Annotated in this window: 17 protein-coding genes and 1 pseudogene; 10 read left to right on the forward strand and 8 right to left on the reverse strand. The window is 69.3% G+C overall.

The window, feature by feature from the left end:
• Positions 1-457: 457 nt before the first annotated feature.
• A complete protein-coding gene (gene proC, locus D7Y15_RS19510) occupies positions 458-1,309 on the forward strand; it encodes a pyrroline-5-carboxylate reductase (RefSeq protein ID WP_121753547.1) in 852 nt (283 codons plus the stop codon).
• On the opposite strand, the gene D7Y15_RS19515 is transcribed toward proC, so the two are convergent.
• The gene (locus D7Y15_RS19515) at positions 1,291-1,974 is read right to left on the reverse strand and encodes a helix-turn-helix transcriptional regulator (protein WP_121753548.1); all 684 of its coding nucleotides are present in this window, start codon (positions 1,972-1,974) and stop codon (positions 1,291-1,293) included. The genes proC and D7Y15_RS19515 overlap by 19 nt on opposite strands.
• 63 nt (positions 1,975-2,037) lie before the next feature.
• On the opposite strand from D7Y15_RS19515, the gene D7Y15_RS19520 reads away from it, so the two are divergent.
• From D7Y15_RS19520 to D7Y15_RS19530, 3 genes are all read left to right on the forward strand, one after another.
• Positions 2,038-3,159, forward strand: a complete 1,122-nt coding sequence (locus D7Y15_RS19520) for a cytochrome P450 (RefSeq protein WP_121753549.1) — start codon at positions 2,038-2,040, stop codon at positions 3,157-3,159.
• Positions 3,156-3,500, forward strand: coding sequence for an antibiotic biosynthesis monooxygenase (locus D7Y15_RS19525; RefSeq protein WP_121753550.1), 345 nt, complete (start codon positions 3,156-3,158; stop codon positions 3,498-3,500). Before D7Y15_RS19520 ends, D7Y15_RS19525 begins: the two co-directional genes overlap by 4 nt.
• Positions 3,501-3,583: 83 nt before the next feature.
• A complete protein-coding gene (locus D7Y15_RS19530) occupies positions 3,584-3,982 on the forward strand; it encodes a hypothetical protein (protein WP_120597184.1) in 399 nt (132 codons plus the stop codon).
• Between the two features lie 18 nt (positions 3,983-4,000).
• Here D7Y15_RS19530 and D7Y15_RS19535 read toward each other — a convergent pair whose 3' ends face one another.
• From D7Y15_RS19535 to D7Y15_RS46770, 3 genes and pseudogenes are all read right to left on the reverse strand, one after another.
• Complete coding sequence (locus tag D7Y15_RS19535) at positions 4,001-6,022, reverse strand: ERAP1-like C-terminal domain-containing protein (RefSeq protein ID WP_368667383.1); 2,022 nt, start codon at positions 6,020-6,022, stop codon at positions 4,001-4,003.
• A pseudogene (locus tag D7Y15_RS46765) lies at positions 6,020-6,481 on the reverse strand (M1 family peptidase); the annotation flags it as partial. The pseudogene D7Y15_RS46765 and the gene D7Y15_RS19535, both read right to left, overlap by 3 nt.
• Positions 6,482-6,499: 18 nt before the next feature.
• Positions 6,500-6,685, reverse strand: a complete 186-nt coding sequence (locus tag D7Y15_RS46770; RefSeq protein WP_368667381.1) for a hypothetical protein — start codon at positions 6,683-6,685, stop codon at positions 6,500-6,502.
• A gap of 161 nt (positions 6,686-6,846) precedes the next feature.
• Between D7Y15_RS46770 and D7Y15_RS19540 the strand changes: the two genes are divergently transcribed.
• From D7Y15_RS19540 to D7Y15_RS19560, 5 genes are all read left to right on the forward strand, one after another.
• Positions 6,847-7,161, forward strand: coding sequence for a hypothetical protein (locus D7Y15_RS19540; RefSeq protein ID WP_121753551.1), 315 nt, complete (start codon positions 6,847-6,849; stop codon positions 7,159-7,161).
• A 68-nt stretch (positions 7,162-7,229) separates the two neighbouring features.
• Positions 7,230-7,577 carry a hypothetical protein gene (locus D7Y15_RS19545; protein ID WP_121753552.1) on the forward strand — a complete coding sequence of 116 codons (348 nt, stop codon included), beginning with the start codon at positions 7,230-7,232 and terminating at the stop codon, positions 7,575-7,577.
• A 92-nt stretch (positions 7,578-7,669) separates the two neighbouring features.
• On the forward strand, positions 7,670-8,491 hold the full coding sequence (locus D7Y15_RS19550) for an NAD(P)-dependent oxidoreductase (RefSeq protein WP_120576627.1): 822 nt from the start codon (positions 7,670-7,672) through the stop codon (positions 8,489-8,491).
• 14 nt (positions 8,492-8,505) lie between these two features.
• A complete protein-coding gene (locus D7Y15_RS19555; protein WP_120576619.1) occupies positions 8,506-9,426 on the forward strand; it encodes a LysR family transcriptional regulator in 921 nt (306 codons plus the stop codon).
• Positions 9,427-9,519: 93 nt separating this feature from the next.
• Positions 9,520-11,115 (forward strand): aromatic amino acid hydroxylase, encoded by a 1,596-nt coding sequence (locus D7Y15_RS19560; RefSeq protein WP_120576618.1) that lies wholly within the window; start codon positions 9,520-9,522, stop codon positions 11,113-11,115.
• A gap of 103 nt (positions 11,116-11,218) precedes the next feature.
• Here D7Y15_RS19560 and D7Y15_RS19565 read toward each other — a convergent pair whose 3' ends face one another.
• The gene (locus D7Y15_RS19565; protein ID WP_121753553.1) at positions 11,219-12,832 is read right to left on the reverse strand and encodes a LysM peptidoglycan-binding domain-containing protein; all 1,614 of its coding nucleotides are present in this window, start codon (positions 12,830-12,832) and stop codon (positions 11,219-11,221) included.
• A gap of 229 nt (positions 12,833-13,061) precedes the next feature.
• Between D7Y15_RS19565 and D7Y15_RS19570 the strand changes: the two genes are divergently transcribed.
• Positions 13,062-14,060, forward strand: coding sequence for a hypothetical protein (locus D7Y15_RS19570; protein ID WP_233605024.1), 999 nt, complete (start codon positions 13,062-13,064; stop codon positions 14,058-14,060).
• Here D7Y15_RS19570 and D7Y15_RS19575 read toward each other — a convergent pair.
• The 3 genes from D7Y15_RS19575 to D7Y15_RS19585 all read right to left on the reverse strand — a co-directional run bounded on the left by D7Y15_RS19575 (position 14,057) and on the right by D7Y15_RS19585 (position 18,988).
• Positions 14,057-15,637, reverse strand: coding sequence for an MXAN_6640 family putative metalloprotease (locus tag D7Y15_RS19575; protein ID WP_121753555.1), 1,581 nt, complete (start codon positions 15,635-15,637; stop codon positions 14,057-14,059). The genes D7Y15_RS19570 and D7Y15_RS19575 overlap by 4 nt on opposite strands.
• Complete coding sequence (locus D7Y15_RS19580; RefSeq protein ID WP_148712811.1) at positions 15,637-16,617, reverse strand: HmuY family protein; 981 nt, start codon at positions 16,615-16,617, stop codon at positions 15,637-15,639. The genes D7Y15_RS19575 and D7Y15_RS19580 overlap by 1 nt, the downstream gene beginning before the upstream one ends.
• A 94-nt stretch (positions 16,618-16,711) precedes the next feature.
• On the reverse strand, positions 16,712-18,988 hold the full coding sequence (locus tag D7Y15_RS19585) for a hypothetical protein (protein ID WP_121753557.1): 2,277 nt from the start codon (positions 18,986-18,988) through the stop codon (positions 16,712-16,714).
• Positions 18,989-19,036 lie beyond the last annotated feature (48 nt).

Genomic DNA, 19,036 nt, shown 5'->3' on the forward strand with positions numbered 1-19,036 from the left:
CACTCGCACCATCCCCATCCCCTCTTCGCCCCAGCATCGCCATCCAACCACAGGGGTCTGACATGGACTCGACGTCACCCGTCGGGCCAGCACGGCCCCGGACCCCATGCGGCGAAAACCTGTCCGACTGTCGGACAAGTTTTGAGGAAACCGGCTCCGGGCGGGCGCCGCTGTCCGTGTCATCACCTTGGCGTTGGCACGCCCGACGTCGCTCAATGGCGGGGCTGGCGTGGCCCCGGGCCTCATGCAGTGGAAACCTGTCCGACTGTCGGACAAGGTTGGAGGTAACCGGCCCCGGGCGGGCGCCTCTCTTCGTGGGCCCGCCCCACCGTCCGCGCCTGCATCCCGTCGTTCCCCATTGCCGCACCCCGCCAAGGCGCGCGCCGTCGCGGAGACCACAGGGTCACGGACCCTGTTGGCGAACTCCTGGCGGCCTACCTGAGGTTAGGCTTCAGCCATGGCGTCCCCCTCCATTCCCGCCCCCGTCGTCCTTTTGGGGGGCGGCAAGATCGCCGAAGCCCTCATCCTGGGACTGTTGCGGTCCGGCCACGTACGTCCTTCGGACCTTCGCGTCACGGTGCGCCGGCCCGAGCGCGGAGAGGAATTGCGCTCCCGGCACGGCGTGCACGTCCTCGTGGACAACGCGCAGGCGGTGCGGGGCGCGGCCGTAGTCGTGCTGGCGGTGCGACAGGCGCAGCTGCGGGACCTGATGGCGGTCATCTCGCCTGCCTTGGAACCTGGGCAGACCGTGGTGTCGCTCTCCGCGGACGTACGACTCGCGCAGTTGGAAGCGGCGTTGCCCTCCAGCGTCTCTGTCATCCGCGCCCTGCCCCATACGCCCGTGCGCGTGGGAGCAGGCGTGACGCCCCTGTCGGCCGGAACTCGGACGACGGAGGCCGCGAGACAGGCCACCGAGTCCGTCTTCGCGGCGACGGGACGGCCCATGTGGATGACCGAGGAAGCGCTCACGGTCTGCACGGGCGTGTGCGGCACGGGCCCCGCGTATGTCTTCCGCTTCGTGGAGGCCCTGGCCCTGGCCGCGATGGCGCACGGAATGGACGCGGCGGAGGCGGCGGCACTCGCGAAGGAAACGCTCATTGGCGCGGCGAAGCTGTTGGCCGAACCCGGCGCCACCACCCCTCGCCTCATCACGGAGATAGCGACCCCGGGAGGCATCACCGAGGCGGGCCTGATGGCGATGGACTCCCACGGCCTCCCTCGCGTCGTGGGCGAAGCGGTCTCCGTCGCCATCCAGCGCACCCGGGAGCGCGCGGACGCGAACGCCGCGGCCTACAGCGCGCCGAAGTGACGCTTGATCCCCCGCTGGCCTCCAGGCGTGACGATGAGGCCGCGAGAGTCGGGCTGACGTTCCACCCATCCCAATGAGAACACCCGGGCGGCGAGCGCCGCGCCCAGCGCCCCTGCAAGGTGGTCGCGCCGCTCGCTCCAGTCCAGGCAGCGGTGGGCGAAGTGGCGCCGCTGCTCGCGCACGGGCGCCAGGTCGATTCCGAAGTCCTGGAACCACGCCTCGCCGCTCGGGGTGAGCGCGAACGCGCGTTTACGAAGGGCGAGATGCCCGGCCCGCAGGAGCGCGTCGGTGATGCCCATGCCCAATCTGCCCGCAAGATGGTCGTAGCAGTAGCGCGCGGCACGCAGGGGTTCCGGAGTCACTGACGCACGGGGTCCACGGACCGCCACGGTCATCAGCGCTTCCACCATCCGCGCCACGGTGGGCGTGGCGATCCGGAACACCTTGTTGCGCCCCTGCCGGGTGGCGCGGACCAGCCGGGCCTGCTCCAGCCGCTGAAGGTGCGCGGTCGCCGTCGCGGGGCTGACGCCCGTGCCGAACGCGAGTTCCTTCGCGATGAGCGCCCGTCCCTCCATGAGCAGCTCCAGCATCCGGATCCGCGTGGCGTCCCCCACGGCCGTCGCCAGCGTCGTGAGGTCCGGCCCTGCATTCATCGTTCGTTCCATGACGAACCATTTTCTAACACACGGACACGGCAACGGCAGCAGAGTGCCCGGCCACGAGGACCGATGACACCACCCACCGACCCGTATCAGGCCGTCACCCACACCGACCCGTACCCCTACTACGCGGGGCTTCGCGCCCGGGGAGGACTGCACCGCGTCCCCGGCTTCGGGCCATGGATCGCGGCGGATGCGGCCACCGTCCGCGCGGTGCTCACGAGCGAGCACTGTCGGGTCCGGCCACTGTCGGAGCCGGTGCCTCCGCATCTGGTGGGCACCGCCGCCGGGGCCCTCTTTGGCCGGCTGGTGCGGATGAACGACGGAGGCTCCTACCCCGCCGTGAAGCAGACGCTTTCACGCGCATTGCCGGAGGCGCTGTGTGAGGTCGAAGCGGAGAGCCGCCGCTGGGCGGCACGGCTGTTCGCGACGCCATCACTGTCTCGGCTGCCGGACACCGCCCTCCAGCTTCCCGTGTTCGTGCTGGGGTCGCTGCTGGGCTTCCCGGAAGACACGCTGGAGGCGAGCGTGCAGGACGTGGATGCCTATGTCCGCTCGGCCGCCGGTCCTCCTGCGGGCAGTGAGGGTGCGGCGAGGCTGAACGAACGCGTGGCGGCCTGCTTCCAGTCCACGGCGAGGACCGCGTTCACGACGCGGCTTCTGGAAGGCCATGGCTCGGAGGACCTGCGCATCCCGAACGCCGTGGGCCTGCTCACCCAGGCATATGAAGCGACGGCCGGGCTCCTGGGCGCGACGCTGCGGGCCTTCGCTCACGTGCCCGAGTTGCGCGAGCAGCTCTCACATGGCGCGTGCACGATGGACGACGTGGTCCAGGAAGCGGCTCGACACGATTCGCCGGTCCAGAACACGCGACGCTTCACCCATGCCGCCGCGACCATCGCGGGTCAGGCGCTGGAAGCCGGCGCGACCGTGGTCGTCGTGCTCGCCGCCGCGAATCGGGATCCACTCGAGAATCCCCGGCCCGACGCCTTCCTGCCAAAGCGCGCGCGGCGCCAGAGCTTCACCTTCGGCCTGGGCTCGCATGCCTGCCCCGGGCCCCTGCTCGCGACGACGATGGCAAAGGCGGCGGCGGAGCGTGTGCTCGCGAGCGGCCTGGACCTGTCACCGTTGTCGGGCCCCGTCACCTGGCGTGCTTCCACCAATGCCCGCGTCCTGGGAGGACTGGAATGATTGCTGTCATCTTCGAGGTCTGGACACACGAGTCGCATCGGCAGCGATACCTGGACCTCGCGGCGGAGCTGCGGCCCCTGCTGGCGGACATCGACGGCTTCATCTCCATCGAGCGGTTCCAGAGCCTCAGCACCCCGGGGAAGATGCTTTCCCTGTCGTACTGGCGCGACGAGGCGGCGGTGGCGGAGTGGCGGCGACAGGAGGCCCACCGTGAGGCCCAGCGCGAAGGCCGAGGAGGCGTGTTCAGCGACTACCGCCTGCGGGTGGCGCACGTCGTGAGGGATTACGGCTTGAAGGACCGGGCGGCCGTGCCCGCCGACAGTCGCACCGTGCACGACTGACGCGGCCGGCGCACGGCGGCTGTCTTCCCGCCCGTCCCTCCCATGCGGGCCATGACTCCCCCACCTTCTTTGGGGGGTGAACGATGAAGCGAGGCCATTGGAGAGGTGCCTGGGGGCTGGCTGCCGCGCTGCTCGGGCTTCCGGCGGTGGGGCAGATGGAAGGCCCACCCGAGGGTGCGTCGCAATACTCCTGCTTCGAAGCGGCGCGCCAGGGCAGCTCGGTGAGCGAGAGCATCGCGGCGCAGCTCTGCCAGGGTGCCCGTTCCGACACCCCGGCACGGTGCTTCCTCCGGGTGCAGGAGAAAGGCTTCCTCGCCGACCCGCAGGCGCTCCAGCTCTGCCAGTACGCCCAGCCCTCGGATGATCCCGCGGCCTGCTTCTTCAAGGCGCGGACCTCCTCGTTCCTGGACGAGACACAGCTCCTGGAGCTCTGCCGCCCGCCCATCGCGCAGATGCTGAAGATGTGCCCCTACGGTCCGTGAGGCTTCAGGCCGTGGGGCTCACCGGGCGCGGAGGAACGCCTTGACGCTCGGGGACTGGAGCTTCTGGGACTCGATGCACAGCCGGATGGACTCCAGGGCCCGGGTGAGCGCGCGCGGTCCGCCTTCAATCTTGTCCACGCGGGGCGTCAGGAACGTCTCCACCTGCGCCAGGTGGATGTCATCGCAGAGGCTCCCCGTCTGGCCAATCAGCCGACCCAGCTCATCCGAACGCAGCCGCTGGGTCAGCGCATCGAAGTGCGTCTGATAGAAGTTCCACGCCAGCGACTGCGACTCCGGCAACATCAACGCCATCCGGAGGATGCTCTGCGAGTCCCGCACATCGAAGTCCGGCGACACCACGAGCCCCAGCGCCCGCCACAACAGCTCCGGGTTCCGGAAGTAGCCCAGCGACATCAGCAGCCGGGAACGCTCGGTGCGGTCCTGTTCCTTCCTCGCCGCTTCCAGCAGCGCGTCGAACAGCGCCGCATCGCCGTGCGTCGCTGCTCGGGGCAGCGCGGCACTGAACGCCTCCGGGTCCACCGACTTCCGGTCCGCCAGCCATGCGCGCACCAGGGGCAGCGCCTCCTTCACCAGCCGAGGGTCATCGCCCAGACCACCGGCCAGCCGGAGGAACAGGGAGCGTGAATCCTTCACGGAGTCGTCCTCGCCCGGCTTCGGCACCCAGCCCATGGCCCGCGCACGCGCCGAGTAGAGCGAGGCCACCCACGCGCGGAAGCGCTGGCGCTCCTCGGGCGTGAGCTGCTCCAGACGCACGAGTTCCAGCAGCGAGGCACCGCTCTGCACCACGAGCCGGTTCGTCGATTTCGCGGAAGCAGGCACCGACTTCAGCGCCTCCCCCAGCGGCAGGTCGCCCCGGCTCACCGCCGCATCCACATCCGCCCAGAGCGCCATCTGCTCCGCGGGAGTGAAGGCGGCGGCCGGAGTCGCGAGCAGCTTCGTCAACTGCTCGCGGGTGTAACCGCTGCGGTAGTAACCCGTGCCGCCCGCGTTGAGCAGCACCCACGCCGGGCACTGCTTCGTGGGCAACGCGACCTCCGCGGACGGCCCCTGCAACATCGAGCACACCCGCGACGACTGCGTGCCCGTGCCCACGCGAAGACACACGGGCACCTGCCATTCCTGCCGCGAGTCCGCCTTGGAGCCCACGGGCAGGTACCGCTCCTGCGACAGCTTCACGGACGGAGCACCGCCCGCCGGGCACGACAGCTGCGCGGTGATCCGAGGCGCCCCGCTCCGCTCGATGAACCCGCCGAAGGATTGCGCCACCTCCGGCCCCGCCGCCTGGGACAGGTCCGCGAGGAAGTCCTCCATCGTCGCGACCTTCCACTCGTGCTTGCGGACATAGCCCCGGAGGAAGTCGCGGAAGCGCTCGGGGCCCATCCAGGCCTCGTACATGGCGATGACGGACGAGCCCTTGTCATACGTCGTCCCGTTGTCGAACGAGCCCACGATGTCGTCATTGCTCTCCACCGGCTTGCGAACGGGCAGCGCCGACGCCAGCTCATCCGACGCCAGGGCGGAGCGGGTCGCGGACATGGCGCGCTCCTGCTGGTAGTCCCAGGACGGCTCCAGCCGGTCCACGGTCTGCCGGTCCAACCACGCGGTGAAGGACTCGTTCAGCCAGATGTCGTTCCACCAGGAGCAGGTGACGACGTCCCCGAACCAGTAGTGGCCCAGCTCATGGTTGGCGATGACCGCGTACGACTTGCGGCGGGCCAGCGTCTCCTCACCGGGAGGAATGAGCGTGAGCGGCTGCCCGAGTGCGACGATGCCCGGGTGCTCCATGGTGCCCCAGTACCGGGGCACGACCGCCACATCGAGCTTCTCGTACGGATAGGGCTGGTCGAAGAAGTCCTCCAGTCCCTTCACGATGCGAGGCGTGATGCTCGCGGCGTAGCGCGTCTCCGCGCCCCGGCCCTTGGGGACGATGAAGCGCAGCGGCACGTTCGTGCGTCCCACGGTGCCGGCCTCGACGATGTCGAACGGCCCCACCATGAAGGCCACGAGGTAGCTGGGCATCGGCTTGCTCTCCGCGAAGGTGACGCGCTCCAGTCCGTCCGCCAGCGGCTCGCGCGACACGACGGGATGGTTGGCCAGCGCCACGTGTCCGGCCTTCACGGTGAAGCGCAGACGCCACGGCACCTTGAAGGTCGGCTCGTCGAAGCACGGGAAGGCGCGGCGCGCGTCGATGGGTTCGAAGAACGTGTAGAGGTAGGGCTCACCGCCCTCCTCCACCCCGTAGATGCCCTGGCTGCGCTCGCGGTCCACCTTGCCGGTGAAGTCGAGCAGGAGCTGGGCCTTGCCCACCGGCAGCTCCTCCGGCAGCAGCAATCCCAGACGTCCTTCGGGCGCGGTGACAGGCTTCGCATCGAACGTGCGGCCCGCCACGGTGACACGAGCACGCGTCACTTCCACGTCCTGCGCATGCAGCCACACCTGGCGCACGGGCTCGCGGACCTCCACGTCGATGGTGACGCTGCCCGGGTACCTGTCCTCCTAGGGCACGAGCTTCAGATCCAGCGCGTAGTGCACGGGCCGAACGGTGTCCGGCAGCCGCAGCGCGGGGGGCAGGGCCTCCGGCCACGAAACGGAGGGCGGCGCGGATGCAGTCGGCGCGGCCTCCGGCGCGTGGGCGCAGCGGACGGTCAACACCACCAGGGCGAGGAGTGGGAGCAGTCGCATGGGGCGCAGCGTAGACCATGCGCGGGTCGCGCACCGCGCCTACGTCTCGGCTCGCACCCACAGCATTCTTGAAATGTCTCCAATCCGTGAAGCAGTGATTTCAACCCCGCGAGCCGCTACGGTCCTGATCCCCCCGCATCACCCCCTAGCCGAGGATAAACATGTTTCGTCGCAGCAGCGTTCTTCCCTCCCTCTTCGTGTCCCTGCTTTTCGTCGTGGGCTTCGCGTCGTCGGCCAGCGCTGACACCTACCAGACCTATGTGACGCCCACGGCCAATGGCTATCAGATTGGCACGTACCTCCCCAACCAGCCCACCGGGAACTTCAGCAGCGCCGCCGACACCGCCCGCCGCTTCTGTCAGGACCAGGGCCACAGCGGCGCGCAAAGCTTCACCACCGCCATCCGTGGCTCCGCCTTCTCGTTCATCGTGGGTACGAATGGCGTGGGCAACTGGCTGAGCTATCCCCTCATTTGAAGATTCCCCTCGGAGAATGCATGAGCAGCCGAGCGAGCAAGCTCAGAGGGGAAATCGAAAATGAGGGGATGCTTCAGGGCAACTGGGGCACCACCGGCAATTCCAACGTGACCATGCTGGAGACCGTCACCTGCTTCACTTCCAACTCGGGCGTCACCTACACGACTCCCGCAGTCAATGGCTATCAGATTGGCACGTACCTCCCCAACCAGCCCACCGGGAACTTCAGCAGCGCCGCCGATACCGCCCGCCGCTTCTGCCAGGACCAGGGCCACACCGGCGCGAGCAGCTTCACCACCGCCATCCGTGGCTCCGCCTACTCATTCGTCGTGGGCACGAACGGCGTGGGCAACTGGGGCACCACCGGCAATTCCAATGTGACCATGCTCGAAACGGTCACCTGCATCACGCAGTAACCGACAGTCCGGGGACCGGGGCTCCTCGCGGCCCCGGTCCACCGGGTGTCTTCCAGATGCACGCGGCGGTGGAGTGGGTCAGGATGCGGCCCATGTCCAACCTCCAAGGCAAGACCCTCTTCATCACCGGCGCCAGCCGCGGCATCGGCAAGGCCATCGCGCTGCGCGCGGCCCGCGACGGCGCCAACATCGTCATCGCCGCGAAAACCACGGACCCGCACCCCAAGCTGCCCGGCACCATCTACACGGCGGCGAAGGAGATTGAAGAGGCCGGCGGCAAGGCCCTCCCCTGCGTGGTGGACATCCGCGACGAGGCGCAGATCCACGCCGCCGTCGCCAAGGCCGTGGAGACCTTCGGCGGCATCGACATCCTGGTGAACAACGCCAGCGCCATCAGCCTCACCGGCACGCTGGAGACGCCGCTCAAGCGCTTCGACCTGATGCACGGCATCAACACGCGCGGCACCTTCGCGTGCTCGCAGGCGTGCATCCCGTACCTCAAGAAGTCCTCCAACCCGCACATCCTCAACAACTCGCCGCCGCTCAACATGGAGCCGCGCTGGTTCGGCCCCCACGTGGCCTACACCATCGCGAAGTACGGCATGAGCCTGTGCGCGCTGGGCATGGCGGAGGAGCTCAAGGACGACGGCATCGCCGTCAACACGCTGTGGCCCCGCACCGTCATCGCCACCGCCGCCGTGCAGAACCTGCTGGGCGGCGACGACACCATCAAGGGCAGCCGCACGCCGGAGATCATGGCCGACGCCGCGTACACCATCCTCACCAAGCCCAGCCGCTCCTTCACCGGCAACTTCTGCATCGACGATGAAGTGCTGCGCGCCGCCGGCGTCACCAACCTGGACAAGTACCAGTCCGTCCCCGGCGCGGAGCTGCTGCCCGACTTCTTCCTCTAGCGCGTCTTGGCCCCATGCCCCCGCGCAAGCTCCAGCGACACCTGGTCTGGCTCGAGTCCTTCACCGCCGCCGTGGAGGCAGGCAGCATCGACGCCGCCGCGGAGCACCTGGGCGTCGCCCGCTCCGTCGTGAGCGAGCACATCCGCGCCCTGGAGGAAGCGCTCGCGGATGGCGCCGCCCTGCTGGAGCGGGGGCCGGGCCGGCGCCTGCAACTGTCCGCGCGAGGAGAGCGCCTCTACGCGGGCACCCAGACGCCGCTTCACCAGCTGGACGTGAAGCGGCTGATGGACCTGGCCCGCGTGGAGCCCACCCTGCGCCTGGGCCTCAACCCCACGCTGTCCATGTCGCTGCTGGGTGGCATCGCGCAGGACGCCGCCGCCGCCGACCTCAAGCTGGTGGTGGGCTTCGGCGGCTCGCACGAGCTCATGCGCCAGGTGCAGACGCGGCAGCAGGACCTGGCGCTCGACTTCACACCCCTGCCCCCGCACGAGGGCGTGGACACAGAGTCCCTGCTGCGCATGTCCTTCGCGGTCATCGCGGGCCCCGACTCCCCGCTCGCGAAGGCGCACGCCTCCCGCCGCACCCTGGACGTGAAGGACCTCCAGGGCCAGCGCTTCGTGGACTGGCTGCGGGACGACCCCTACGGCGGCGCCAACAGCGCGCGCTTCGCAGCGCACGGCGTGTCCGTCACCGAGGTCGGCCGGGTGGAGAGCTTCCTCCACCTCTACGAGCTGCTGCGCGCCTACAAGGCCTGCACCATCGCCCCGGACGTACGCCCCACCCAGCCCTTCCCCTCGGACCTCCACGTCTGGCCCCTGCGCGAACAGGAGCCCCAGGTCGTGGAGGTGGTGGCCGTCTGGCCCTCCGGAGGCCTCAGCCCCGCCGTCCAATCCATCCTTGACGGGCTGCGTCGCCGCCTGAACAAACGGCGATAATCCGACGAAGACGTCGAATTCTGCCGGATTTCCGTCTTGCAGTGGGGTGCGTATTCTTCAGGAGTCCTGCATCTCCTGAAGGAGCCGCTCGCGATGACGCCCACGGAACGGACCATTGCCCGCCTTCCCGCCCACCTGCGCCGCTACGTGGTGGGCCAGGACTACGCGGCGTACACGCCCAGGGATCAGGCGGTGTGGCGGCACATCCTGGGGCAGCTGCGCGAGCACCTGAGCGACAAGGCGCACCCCGTCTACCTGGAGGGCCTGGAGGCCACGGGCATTGGCGCGGAGGCCATCCCCAGCCTGGACGAGATGAACGAGAAGCTGTCCCAGCTGGGCTGGTCCTGCGTGGCGGTGCGCGGCTTCATCCCGCCGGCCGTCTTCACGGAGCTGCAGGCGCTGGGCGTGCTGGCCATCGCGGCGGACATCCGCACGCACGAGCACATCCAGTACACGCCCGCGCCGGACATCGTCCATGAGAGCGCGGGCCACGCGCCCATCATCGCGAACGCGCGCTATGCCCAGTACCTCAAGGCCGTGGGGCTGGTGGGCTTCAAGGCCATCGCCAGCGTGGAGGACCAGGCCGTCTTCGAGGCCATCCGCAACCTCTCCGTGGTGAAGGAGGACCCCACCGCGACGGAGGAGGAGATCGCCCACGCCCAGGCCCGCCTGGAGGCCGCCAACGCCAGCCACCGCTACATCAGCGAGAGCACCCGCGCGAGCCGCCTGTACTGGTGGACCGCGGAGTACGGACTGATTGGCGACCTGAAGCACCCGCGCATCTACGGCGCGGGCCTGCTGTCCAGCATCGGCGAGGCCCGGCACTGCCTGACGTCCGCCGTGCACAAGCTGCCCCTGGGCGTGGCGTGCGCGGACACGGACTACGACATCACCCGCATGCAGCCGCAGCTCTTCGTGGCGCGCGACTTCGAGCACCTCTTCGAAGTCCTGTCCGAGTTCGAGTCCACGCTCGCGTGGAAGCGCGGCGGAGACCTCGGCCTGAACGAGGCGCTGCGCGCGCGCACGGTCAACCACCTGGTGCTCGCGGACGGCCGCGAGGTGACGGGCAAGGTGGTGGAGCTGCTGCCCGCCGCGAAGGACGTGGCCCCGGGCCTGTCCACCGCGCTGGCCCGGTTGGAGGGCCCCATCCTCACGTCCATGAACGGGCACGCCCTGGACAAGCCGTTCAGCGGCGCGGCGCTGGTCGCCTTTGGCCAGGGCACCCTGCCGGAGCGCGGGAACTTCACGCTCACGCTCGACAGCGGGCTGGTGCTGGAGGGCTTCGCGGTGGGCGGCGGAGAAGTGATTGCCCTGCGCGGCACGCTGGCCGGACAAGAGCTGACGCTGCCGTCCATGGCGCGCCTGTACCTGACGGAGCGGCTGCCGTCCGTGGCGGGCGGCCCCGCCGACCCGGGCACGTGGGACGAGTGGTTCGGGGAGATGGACGCCTTCACCGCGGGCGACGGCGAGGCCCAGGCGCGCGAGCGCAAGGCGCAGGCCCTGCCCCCGTCGCTGGCCGCCCTCTACACGGAGGTGCGCCGCATCCGCGAGACGGGACAGCTGGCCGCCGAGCGGCTGGAGCAGATCGCCCGCGCGTCCACGGACTTCCCCACCGACTGGCTCCTGCGCGCCGAGGTCGCGGAGCTGCGCGGCGAGGTGCCCGCGAGGCGCGAGGCGGCGCAGGCGTAGGACCCGTCGCTTCGAATCCCAGACGGATGACGCATAACGGCCCGGTCGACCTCTTCACGAGGTCGCCGGGCCGAATCACTTCCGGGGGCTTTCGCCGCCGGGGCTACTTGTTGATGCGCACCATGGCCACGTCGTAGTGGCGCTCCGTCACGTAGCCGTTCGCGGCCTTGCCGGGGCGGTACATGTTCCCGGTCTTGTCATCCACGTAGAAGCGGTTGTTCGGGTTCGTGTCCTTGCCCGTGCTGGCGTTCTTCGTGCCCGGGTCGTGGAACGTGTAGTAGGTGCGGCCCTTGTCGTCGACGCCGCGGCCCGTGATGGTCACGAAGTGGTCCGTGAGGCCGTCCGCGTTGTAGCTCGCGTCCTTGTGGCTCACGCCCACGACCACCGGCTTGCCGGCCTCCAGCTGCTTGTCGATGTAGCTGCGGCCCTCGGCGGCCTTCTTCGAGTCCACGTTGAGCGCGCCGACGCCGTTCTCGCTCTTGCCCACCTGGATGCGGCGGTCCGGGCCCAGCACGGTCGCGCCGGAGTCACGCGCCATCGCCGTCGCGGCCTTGAAGCACGCCGTGTCGCTCGCGGTGTAGCCGTGGCCGTTCTCGAACTGGCTGTAGTACGGCACCTTCACGTGCACCGCCGGCTTGTCCTTGGACGGGGCCACCTGCTCCGTGTTCGCCGGGGCCGCCTCCGTGGTGGGCTTGGAGGTGTTCGTGCCCTGCGTCGTGGGCTTGCCTTCCGTGGTGCCCGGCTTCGAGCCGTTGTTCACGGACGGGGGAACCACGCCCGTGTTGGTGTTGGCCGGCTTGGTCGTGGTGCCCGACTTCTCCTGCTTCAGCATCGCGAGGGCGTCCTTCGCCTCCGACTTGAAGCGGTTGGCCACGCCCTTCTGCACGTCCTTGGAGCTGCCGGAGAAGTGCACCAGGGTGCCGCTGGCGTTGGTGCGGCCGCGCTCGGCGTAGATGTCCTTGATGAGCTGCTCGTCGCTCACCTTCGCGGGGTCGCGCCCGTTGAGCGCCTTCTTGAAGATGTCGTCCGCCTTGCCCGGGCCGTGCTGCACGGAGGTGGACCAGGCCACGTCCCGCAGCGCCGCGGAGCGCTTGTCCAGGTCGATGCCCGTCGCCTTCTTGATGTTGGCGGCGCCCGCGTCGTAGTGCGTGGTCTTGATGTAGTCGTGCTGCGCCTTGTCGAAGCCCTTCGGGTCCTTCGCGGCCAGCTGCTTCCACGCGGCGGAGAACTCCGCGGTGCCCGGCTTGCTGCCCGACAGCGCCTTGTGGAACTCCGGGTTCGTCTTCTTCAGCGAGTTGACGAACGACTGCGCGGACCCGTTCGCGGAGGCGAACTGGTAGGAGCCGTAGGACACGCCGCCCTTGTCACCCTTGCCCGTGGACACGGTGCCGGGGCCGCGCGCCTCGTACTTGCGGCTCAGCCCGCCCAGCTCCCCGTTGGTCGCGCTGCTGGAGTTCGTGTTCGCGGCGGGCGTGGTCGCCTTCGCGCCGTCCGTGGACTGCGTGAAGCTGTCGCCCGACGTCTTCGTCCCCGCGCTCGACTTGTTGGTGCCCTTCGTGTCGAAACCGTCCTGCACCTTCAGCGTCTGGCCGGCCAGGATCTTGTTCGGATCCTTGATGTTGTTCGCCTTGGCCAGCGCGTCAACGGTCGTGTTGTAGCGCTTCGCGAGGCCGGAAAGCGTGTCGCCCGAATTGACGCGGATGTTGGAGACGGTCACGGAGAAGACCCCTCTATGTCTGGCCGCGACCAAAGGCGCCGCGGACATGCTTGGATTGCCCGGATTATCGAAAGGCAATGCGATCAGTTTCGCATTCCCAGTCACAATCGTGTGAAACCAGTGATTCCAGCAATTTCAGTTTCAACGGATCGATCCGCTGAGACTGAAGAACCTGCCCAGGAGGACCAGTCCGATGTCCAGGATCCAACCGGAATTCAAAAATTTTGCATTGCTGTTTGCCATTTGCGTCACGAGCGCGGTCCCGGACGCCTCGGCTCAGGGGTCCGAGGGACTCACGGGGGTCTATTCGAACAAGAGCGGGACGCTCGCCATCGTCGAGGGCAGCAACGAGACGCTCGTGCACTTCGCGGGCTCGTTCCCGCAGGGCAGCAGCGCGGGCACCTGCGATTGCGCCCTGGTCGTCCAGAAGAAGACAGCCACGAATTGGTCACTTCATCAGGCGGGTGAGGAAGACGCCTGGACGCTGCGCGTCAATCCCAAGCAATTCGTCCTGGAGTCGGGTCCGTCACCGTCCTGTTGCGGCGCCGGCTATTCAGGCAAGGACACGTTCGCCCGGAGCACCTCCAAGCCGCTGAGCATCTGCAAGGTGAAGGTGTCCAAGGCGGTCTTCCACGCGTCTGACGCGGCCAACACGCCGCGCAAGGCGTTCGTGGTGTCCGGGGACGCGGTGGAGGCCTACGTCGACCCGGTGGAGCCGGACTTCCTCGCCGCGCGCTTCCAGGGGCCCCAGAAGGCCACGGCGGGGCTGCTCAAGCGCGAGGACCTGGACTGCGCGTCGGAGTCAGCGCCCACGGCCGCGAAGGCTCCCGTGGCCGCGGACAAGCTCCAGCCGTTCGCGGGGACGTGGGTGGAGCTGACGCGTCAGGGCAAGGGCTTCGTGGTGCTCAAGCCCTGCTCGGCCGCGACGCGCAGCTTCACCGTCAAGCCCGCGACGGGCGAGGTGGAGGTGCAGCTGGGCCAGGAGGCCACGACGATGAAGGTGACGTCCGTGGAGGCCGGCAAGGGCGCCGGGGCCTGGGTGCTGGGGCTCACGGCCGCGGACGGCAAGCCGGAGGCGCTCCAGTGGAAGACGGCCGACGCCGCGAAGGGCACCGTGACCGTGAGCAGCCCGGACCTCTTCTCCCAGAGCCACGACTACGTGCGCCAGGAGAAGAAGTCCGCCTTCCCGTCCAAGCAGGAGACGGGGTGCGACGAGTTCGAGCGCTAACGCGCCCGTGAACGCCGCCGGGCCCGCAGGCCCCCGCCGAGCAGCAGCGCGACGAGCGCACCGGACAGGGGGCCACCCGCGGCCTGGCAGCCACCGTCATCCGAGGGCGTGCGCGGATCATCGATGGGATCCACGGGCCTGCCCGCGTCCACGGTCCCCGCATCGGAGGTGCCCGCGTCCGCGCCGGCATCGGGCGTCCCAGAGTCGGATCCGGCGTCCGTGCCCGCGTCCATCGACTCGAGCGGCGCGCAGGACGCGGCCTGGCCGGTGGCCGCGATGCACAGCCGGCCATAGCGGCCCAGGCCTTCCATCCGGCCGTCCACGACCGCCACCATCACGCGCGTGGCGTCATCCGCGGCCACCTGGGCGCGCAGGGCGTCCGGCCCGTCCACGGTCGCCACCCGCAGCACGGCGTCATCCGTGACGGCCGCGACGACCAGGTGCACCGTGGCCGGGTCGATGCCCGGCTCGGGCTCGAACGAGGCGCCCACGAAGGAAGCGCCGCCGGGGAGCTCGAAGATCCGCGAGGCCGCCGCCGCGACGCGCACGCGGTCGATCGTGGTGGGGAGCTCCGCCGCCGTCTTCGCCACCGATGCATAGCCCTCCCCTCGCGCGTAGCCGAACCCTGGCGTCGCGCGCGGGCCGGTGCCCAGGTTCCAGGTGGCGAATTGGGCGAAGGCCGCGTCGAAGCTGGAGGCGAAGTCGCGGCGCAGACAGGTGTCCAGCAGCACCGGCCAGCGGGCCTCCGGCTGGCGCACGGACTCCTCCAGCAGCGCGACGAGCGCGCCGTCACCGTAGCGCTCGCCCACGAACTGGAAGAAGAGCCCCGCGCCGTAGATGAAGGTCACGCCCGGCCCCGCGGGGTCCAGCACCAGCGTGCTGTCCGGAGTCAGCATGTAGCCGCGGGTGAAGTGCTCCAGGTCGTCGAGCGCGGGCTCGAAGCGCTCGGTGGCCCAGACGGCGGTGCCCTCGGAGGCGACGCCGCCCAGGTCGGGCCGGTAGGCGGCCTGCACCGCGTGGAAGAACTCGTGGCTGGCCAGGATCTCCACGGCCTCTGCGTCGGACGGGTAGTTGTAGCCCGTGAAGTCGTTCTCCTGGAGCATGAAGCCGGTGCAGCGCGTGACGCCCTCCAGGCAGGTCTCCTGCCGGAAGGCGCCGTCGCCAATCCTCGCGAAGTCCACCAGGTACACGTCGAAGCGGCCGTCGCCGCCGTCGTCCCCGGCCGGATTCGTGTCGTCGGGCGGCAGGCGGAAACCCAGGTCCACGTAGGACGTCGCCACGCGTTCGTAGGTGCGCCCGACGAGCTCCACGAAGTCGGGCACGCCGGTGCCATCCGCGTCCGCTGGCGGCACGGCGTGCGTGCCCTGGCGGGTGAAGTGGATGCGGAAGCGCCCGCCCGGCGACACGACGGACTCCACCGTGTCCTCGGGCTCATAGCGCGGCGCCTGCGCGCCAGGCGAGGTGGGCCGCCCGGACTCGGCGACCCGCTTCTGTACGGCCTCCCGCTCGTGCGGGAGGCCGCGCGGGGTTCCCGCGCCGGCCAGCAGCAGGAGCAGCGTGGGAACCCCGGGGGTCATCACGGCAGGAAGGACCACCGCAGGCGGATCGACCCGGAGCTGGCCGTCGAGCTCACCTTGCCCGTCGTGTTGCACTCCTCCTGGATCGCGGGCTCATAGAAGTCCTTGACCTGCAGCTTCACGTGACGGCCGTCCGCCAGCTGGACCAGGTAGACCTTGTTCGTCATCTGCAGGCAGGAAGCGTAGTCCCAGTACGAGAGGGTCTGGGTCGCCGGGCTCTGAAGGCCAAACGAGTCCCCGGTGAACGTGCAGGTGTCGGGCGTGTAGTAGTTCTCCGCCACGAACTGCGCATCCGTGGGCACGGAGGTCACCGACTCGAACGTCGTGCCGTCCGCCGTCTGAGCCACGGTCACGCACGACGGGCCGGACACGCCGCTGTTGAAGCGGACGACGTAGCGGCGCACCGCGACGTCCCACGCGGTCGAATCCAGCGAGGACTGGTCATCGATGTAGACCTTCTCCAGGCCCGTCGCCGTGAAGCGCGCGTAGGTGTACGAGTCCGGCACCGCCGTGCCACCCCCGCGGCCATCCAGGTACGTGAGGTGCTCGCCCGCCGTCGTGCCCTCTTCGATCACGCCGCCGTCGGAGACGACCGTGCGGAGCCGGAGCTTGTCGATGCTCTGCTCCGTGCAGGCCACGGCGTTGCGGCACAGCTCCGCGCCGCCATCCGTGGGAGGCGTGCCCGCGTCGGTGGTCGTCCCGGCGTCAGTGGTGGTGCCCGCGTCCGTCTCACCGCCCGTGCCCGCGTCCGTCTCAGGCTCTTCGGTCGGAGTCAGGGTGCGCTGCTCGCACTTCTTGTCCGCGTTGCAGGTCCAGGCCTTGCCTGCGGGGGCCGCCCCCTCATCGCGGCAGTCGAACGCATCCACGCACTCGTCGCTGCTGCATCCCGGCGCCACCACGGCCAGCGCGAGGGCCGCCAGGGCCCCCATGCCGAACCACCGTGCACTGCTCTTCCGGACCGCCCCTTCGGGGTTGCTCATCGTCGTCACCTTTCACCGCGGAGACCCGCCGCCGTTCGATGGGGACGATCTCTATTCGATAACGATTCTCATTTTCAATATCGACGATTCACTTTCAGGCCGAAGTGTCGCCGGGCGGCTTCGGGGCGTTGTGGGCGGACAGGCGGGGTTGTCCGCCGGGCCCCAGGAGTCCCTGCATGGCGTCGAAGAGGTTGAGGTTGGAGCCGCTGGGGAGGAAGACGACCTTGTCCAGGCCTCCGACGACGGCGGCCTGGGCCTGCGCGGCCACGGCCTTCACGAAGTTCTCCCCTCCCCCCAGGGATTCCACGCGCTGACGGAATTGGCCGGCTTCCACTTCCGCGAGGCGCGACTGGCGCTCCACCTCCAGGTCATTGAGGCGCTGCTGGCGATCCAGGGCCACCTGGGTGGTGAGCCGTTCGCGCTCGATCTCCGCTTCGGAGCGGATGCGCGAGGCGCGGGCGTCGGACTCGGCGCGGGCCAGGGCCTCCTCGCTCTCCACGCGGGCGCGCTCCAGCTGGGCCTCCGCCTCCACCTTGGCGCGGCTGAGCGTCTCCAGCTGGTGGTTGCGGTTCTGCAATTCGATGAGGGATTGGCGCTCCGCCTCCGACTTGCGGTGGCTGGCGATGTCCGCGAGCTGCTTCTCCTCCTCGCTGCGGATGCGCTTGAGCTCCGCGGCGGCCTGGGCCTCCTGGCGTGAGGCGTCCAGTTGGATCTGGATGTTGGTGTCGATGGCCTCGCGCAGCTTCAGGGCCGTCTTCTCATCGACGGGGGCGATGTCCTTGATGTCGATGTCGATGATGCGCAGCTGGTTCTCGGAGAAGAGGCGGTCCTTGCGAGCGCGGCCCGCGTCATCCATGCCGAAGATGGTGCGGCGGATGAGCACGCTGGCGTTCTTGTGGAAGGTCTCGAACTCGTTCTCCGCGGCGACCTGGCGGATGCGCGACGCGAGGTTCTCACACACGTACCCGATGAAGTCGTTCACCCGGAAGATGGCCTTGTCCTTCTCCGGGTCGCCCTGCACGTCGAACTGCCATTTGTACGAAAGCTTGATGCGCAGCCGCGCGTGGTCGCGAGTGGCCACCTCGAACAGGTCCGTGGCGAAGTCCGGCCCCAGCCGCAGCATCAGCACCTTGAGCTGACGCGGGCGCTTGGGCGTGCTGCCGGACAAATCCAGGACGGTGACATCCTCGTACGGACGCAACATCACCTTCGCGGGGCCGAACTCCACGCGCGCGTGATTGGACTCGAAGTCGTTGATGAGGACCGCCGTGTTGTCCTCGATGCGCAACACGATGGCGCGAGTGCGGTCCCCCTTCTCCGCCGCGCTCGTGGGCCGCGGCGCACGGGCGTCCTTCGCCTCCGCGGGCGGCAGCGGCGGAGTGAGGCCCAGCAGGGCCTCCGCGTCCGGGGACAGGCGCTTCTCGTGCAGCTCCTGGTGTGCCTCCGGCATGAACTGGCAAGGCCCCTGGACGAGCGACACCTTGCCCGAGCGCAGGTCGCGCACGTACAGGCCTTCACCCTGCCCCAATGACAGCGCGGCGATCTCCCGGTGGATGAGGACCTTCTCGCTGGGCACGTAGGTGCGAGGGCCGCGGACGATCCACGTGTCACCGGCCTTGCGTGCGCGCGGCTCGCCGCCCTCGTTCTCGGAGAGGTCGTCCAGTGCCTGGAGCTTCAGGCCCTGCAGCTCCGACAGGACATGCTTGCGGCGCACGTCCCCTTCCAGCGCCTCGCCGGGTTCGAGGAAGAAGACATCCGGACCGGAGACGACCTTGCGGCGGCCCTCCTGGACGCGGCCGGTGGCGCGGTCCACGGGATTGAGGATGACGCAGTACTCGGTCTCCTTGAGGACGCGGGCCTTCTCCAGCGACACGACGTTGACGGACTCGCCGGGCACGTAGCGGCCGGGGCCGCGCACCAGCCACTCGTCACCCGCTTCACGGCGGCGGGGAGCGTCCGGGACGTGGGTGTCCGTGAAGGCGGTGAGCGCGCGAAGACGCAGCGCCTCCGACACGCCCAGGACGTATTCCGGGACGATGTCGCCCTCCAGCTCCTCGCCGGGGTACAGCGGGAACACCTTCGGGCCCACGCGGACCTCGCGGTCGCCCACCGCGACGCGGGCCTGGCCGAAGTCGTCCAGCGCCACCTGGCCGTCCACGCGCACCACGGGGTTGCGCACCACGCACCAGCTGCCGGCGCCCAGCTCCACCATCCGCTCCTTCGCCACGAGCGTCAGGTGCGCTTCGAGCGTCAGCACGCGAGGGCCCACCTCCATCAGCACGACGCCACGGTTGGCGTCCTCGATGTATGCGTACTCGCGGTTCTTCAGGGAGATGCGCTGGATGGCTTCGGTGCTGGGGGCGGACGGCATGGGACACCTGCTCGCAGTCGTGGGGTTTGGCCGCGAGTCATTGCGAGC

Origin of the sequence: Corallococcus sp. AB030, assembly GCF_003668965.1 — a bacterium.
Lineage (GTDB): Bacteria > Myxococcota > Myxococcia > Myxococcales > Myxococcaceae > Corallococcus > Corallococcus exiguus.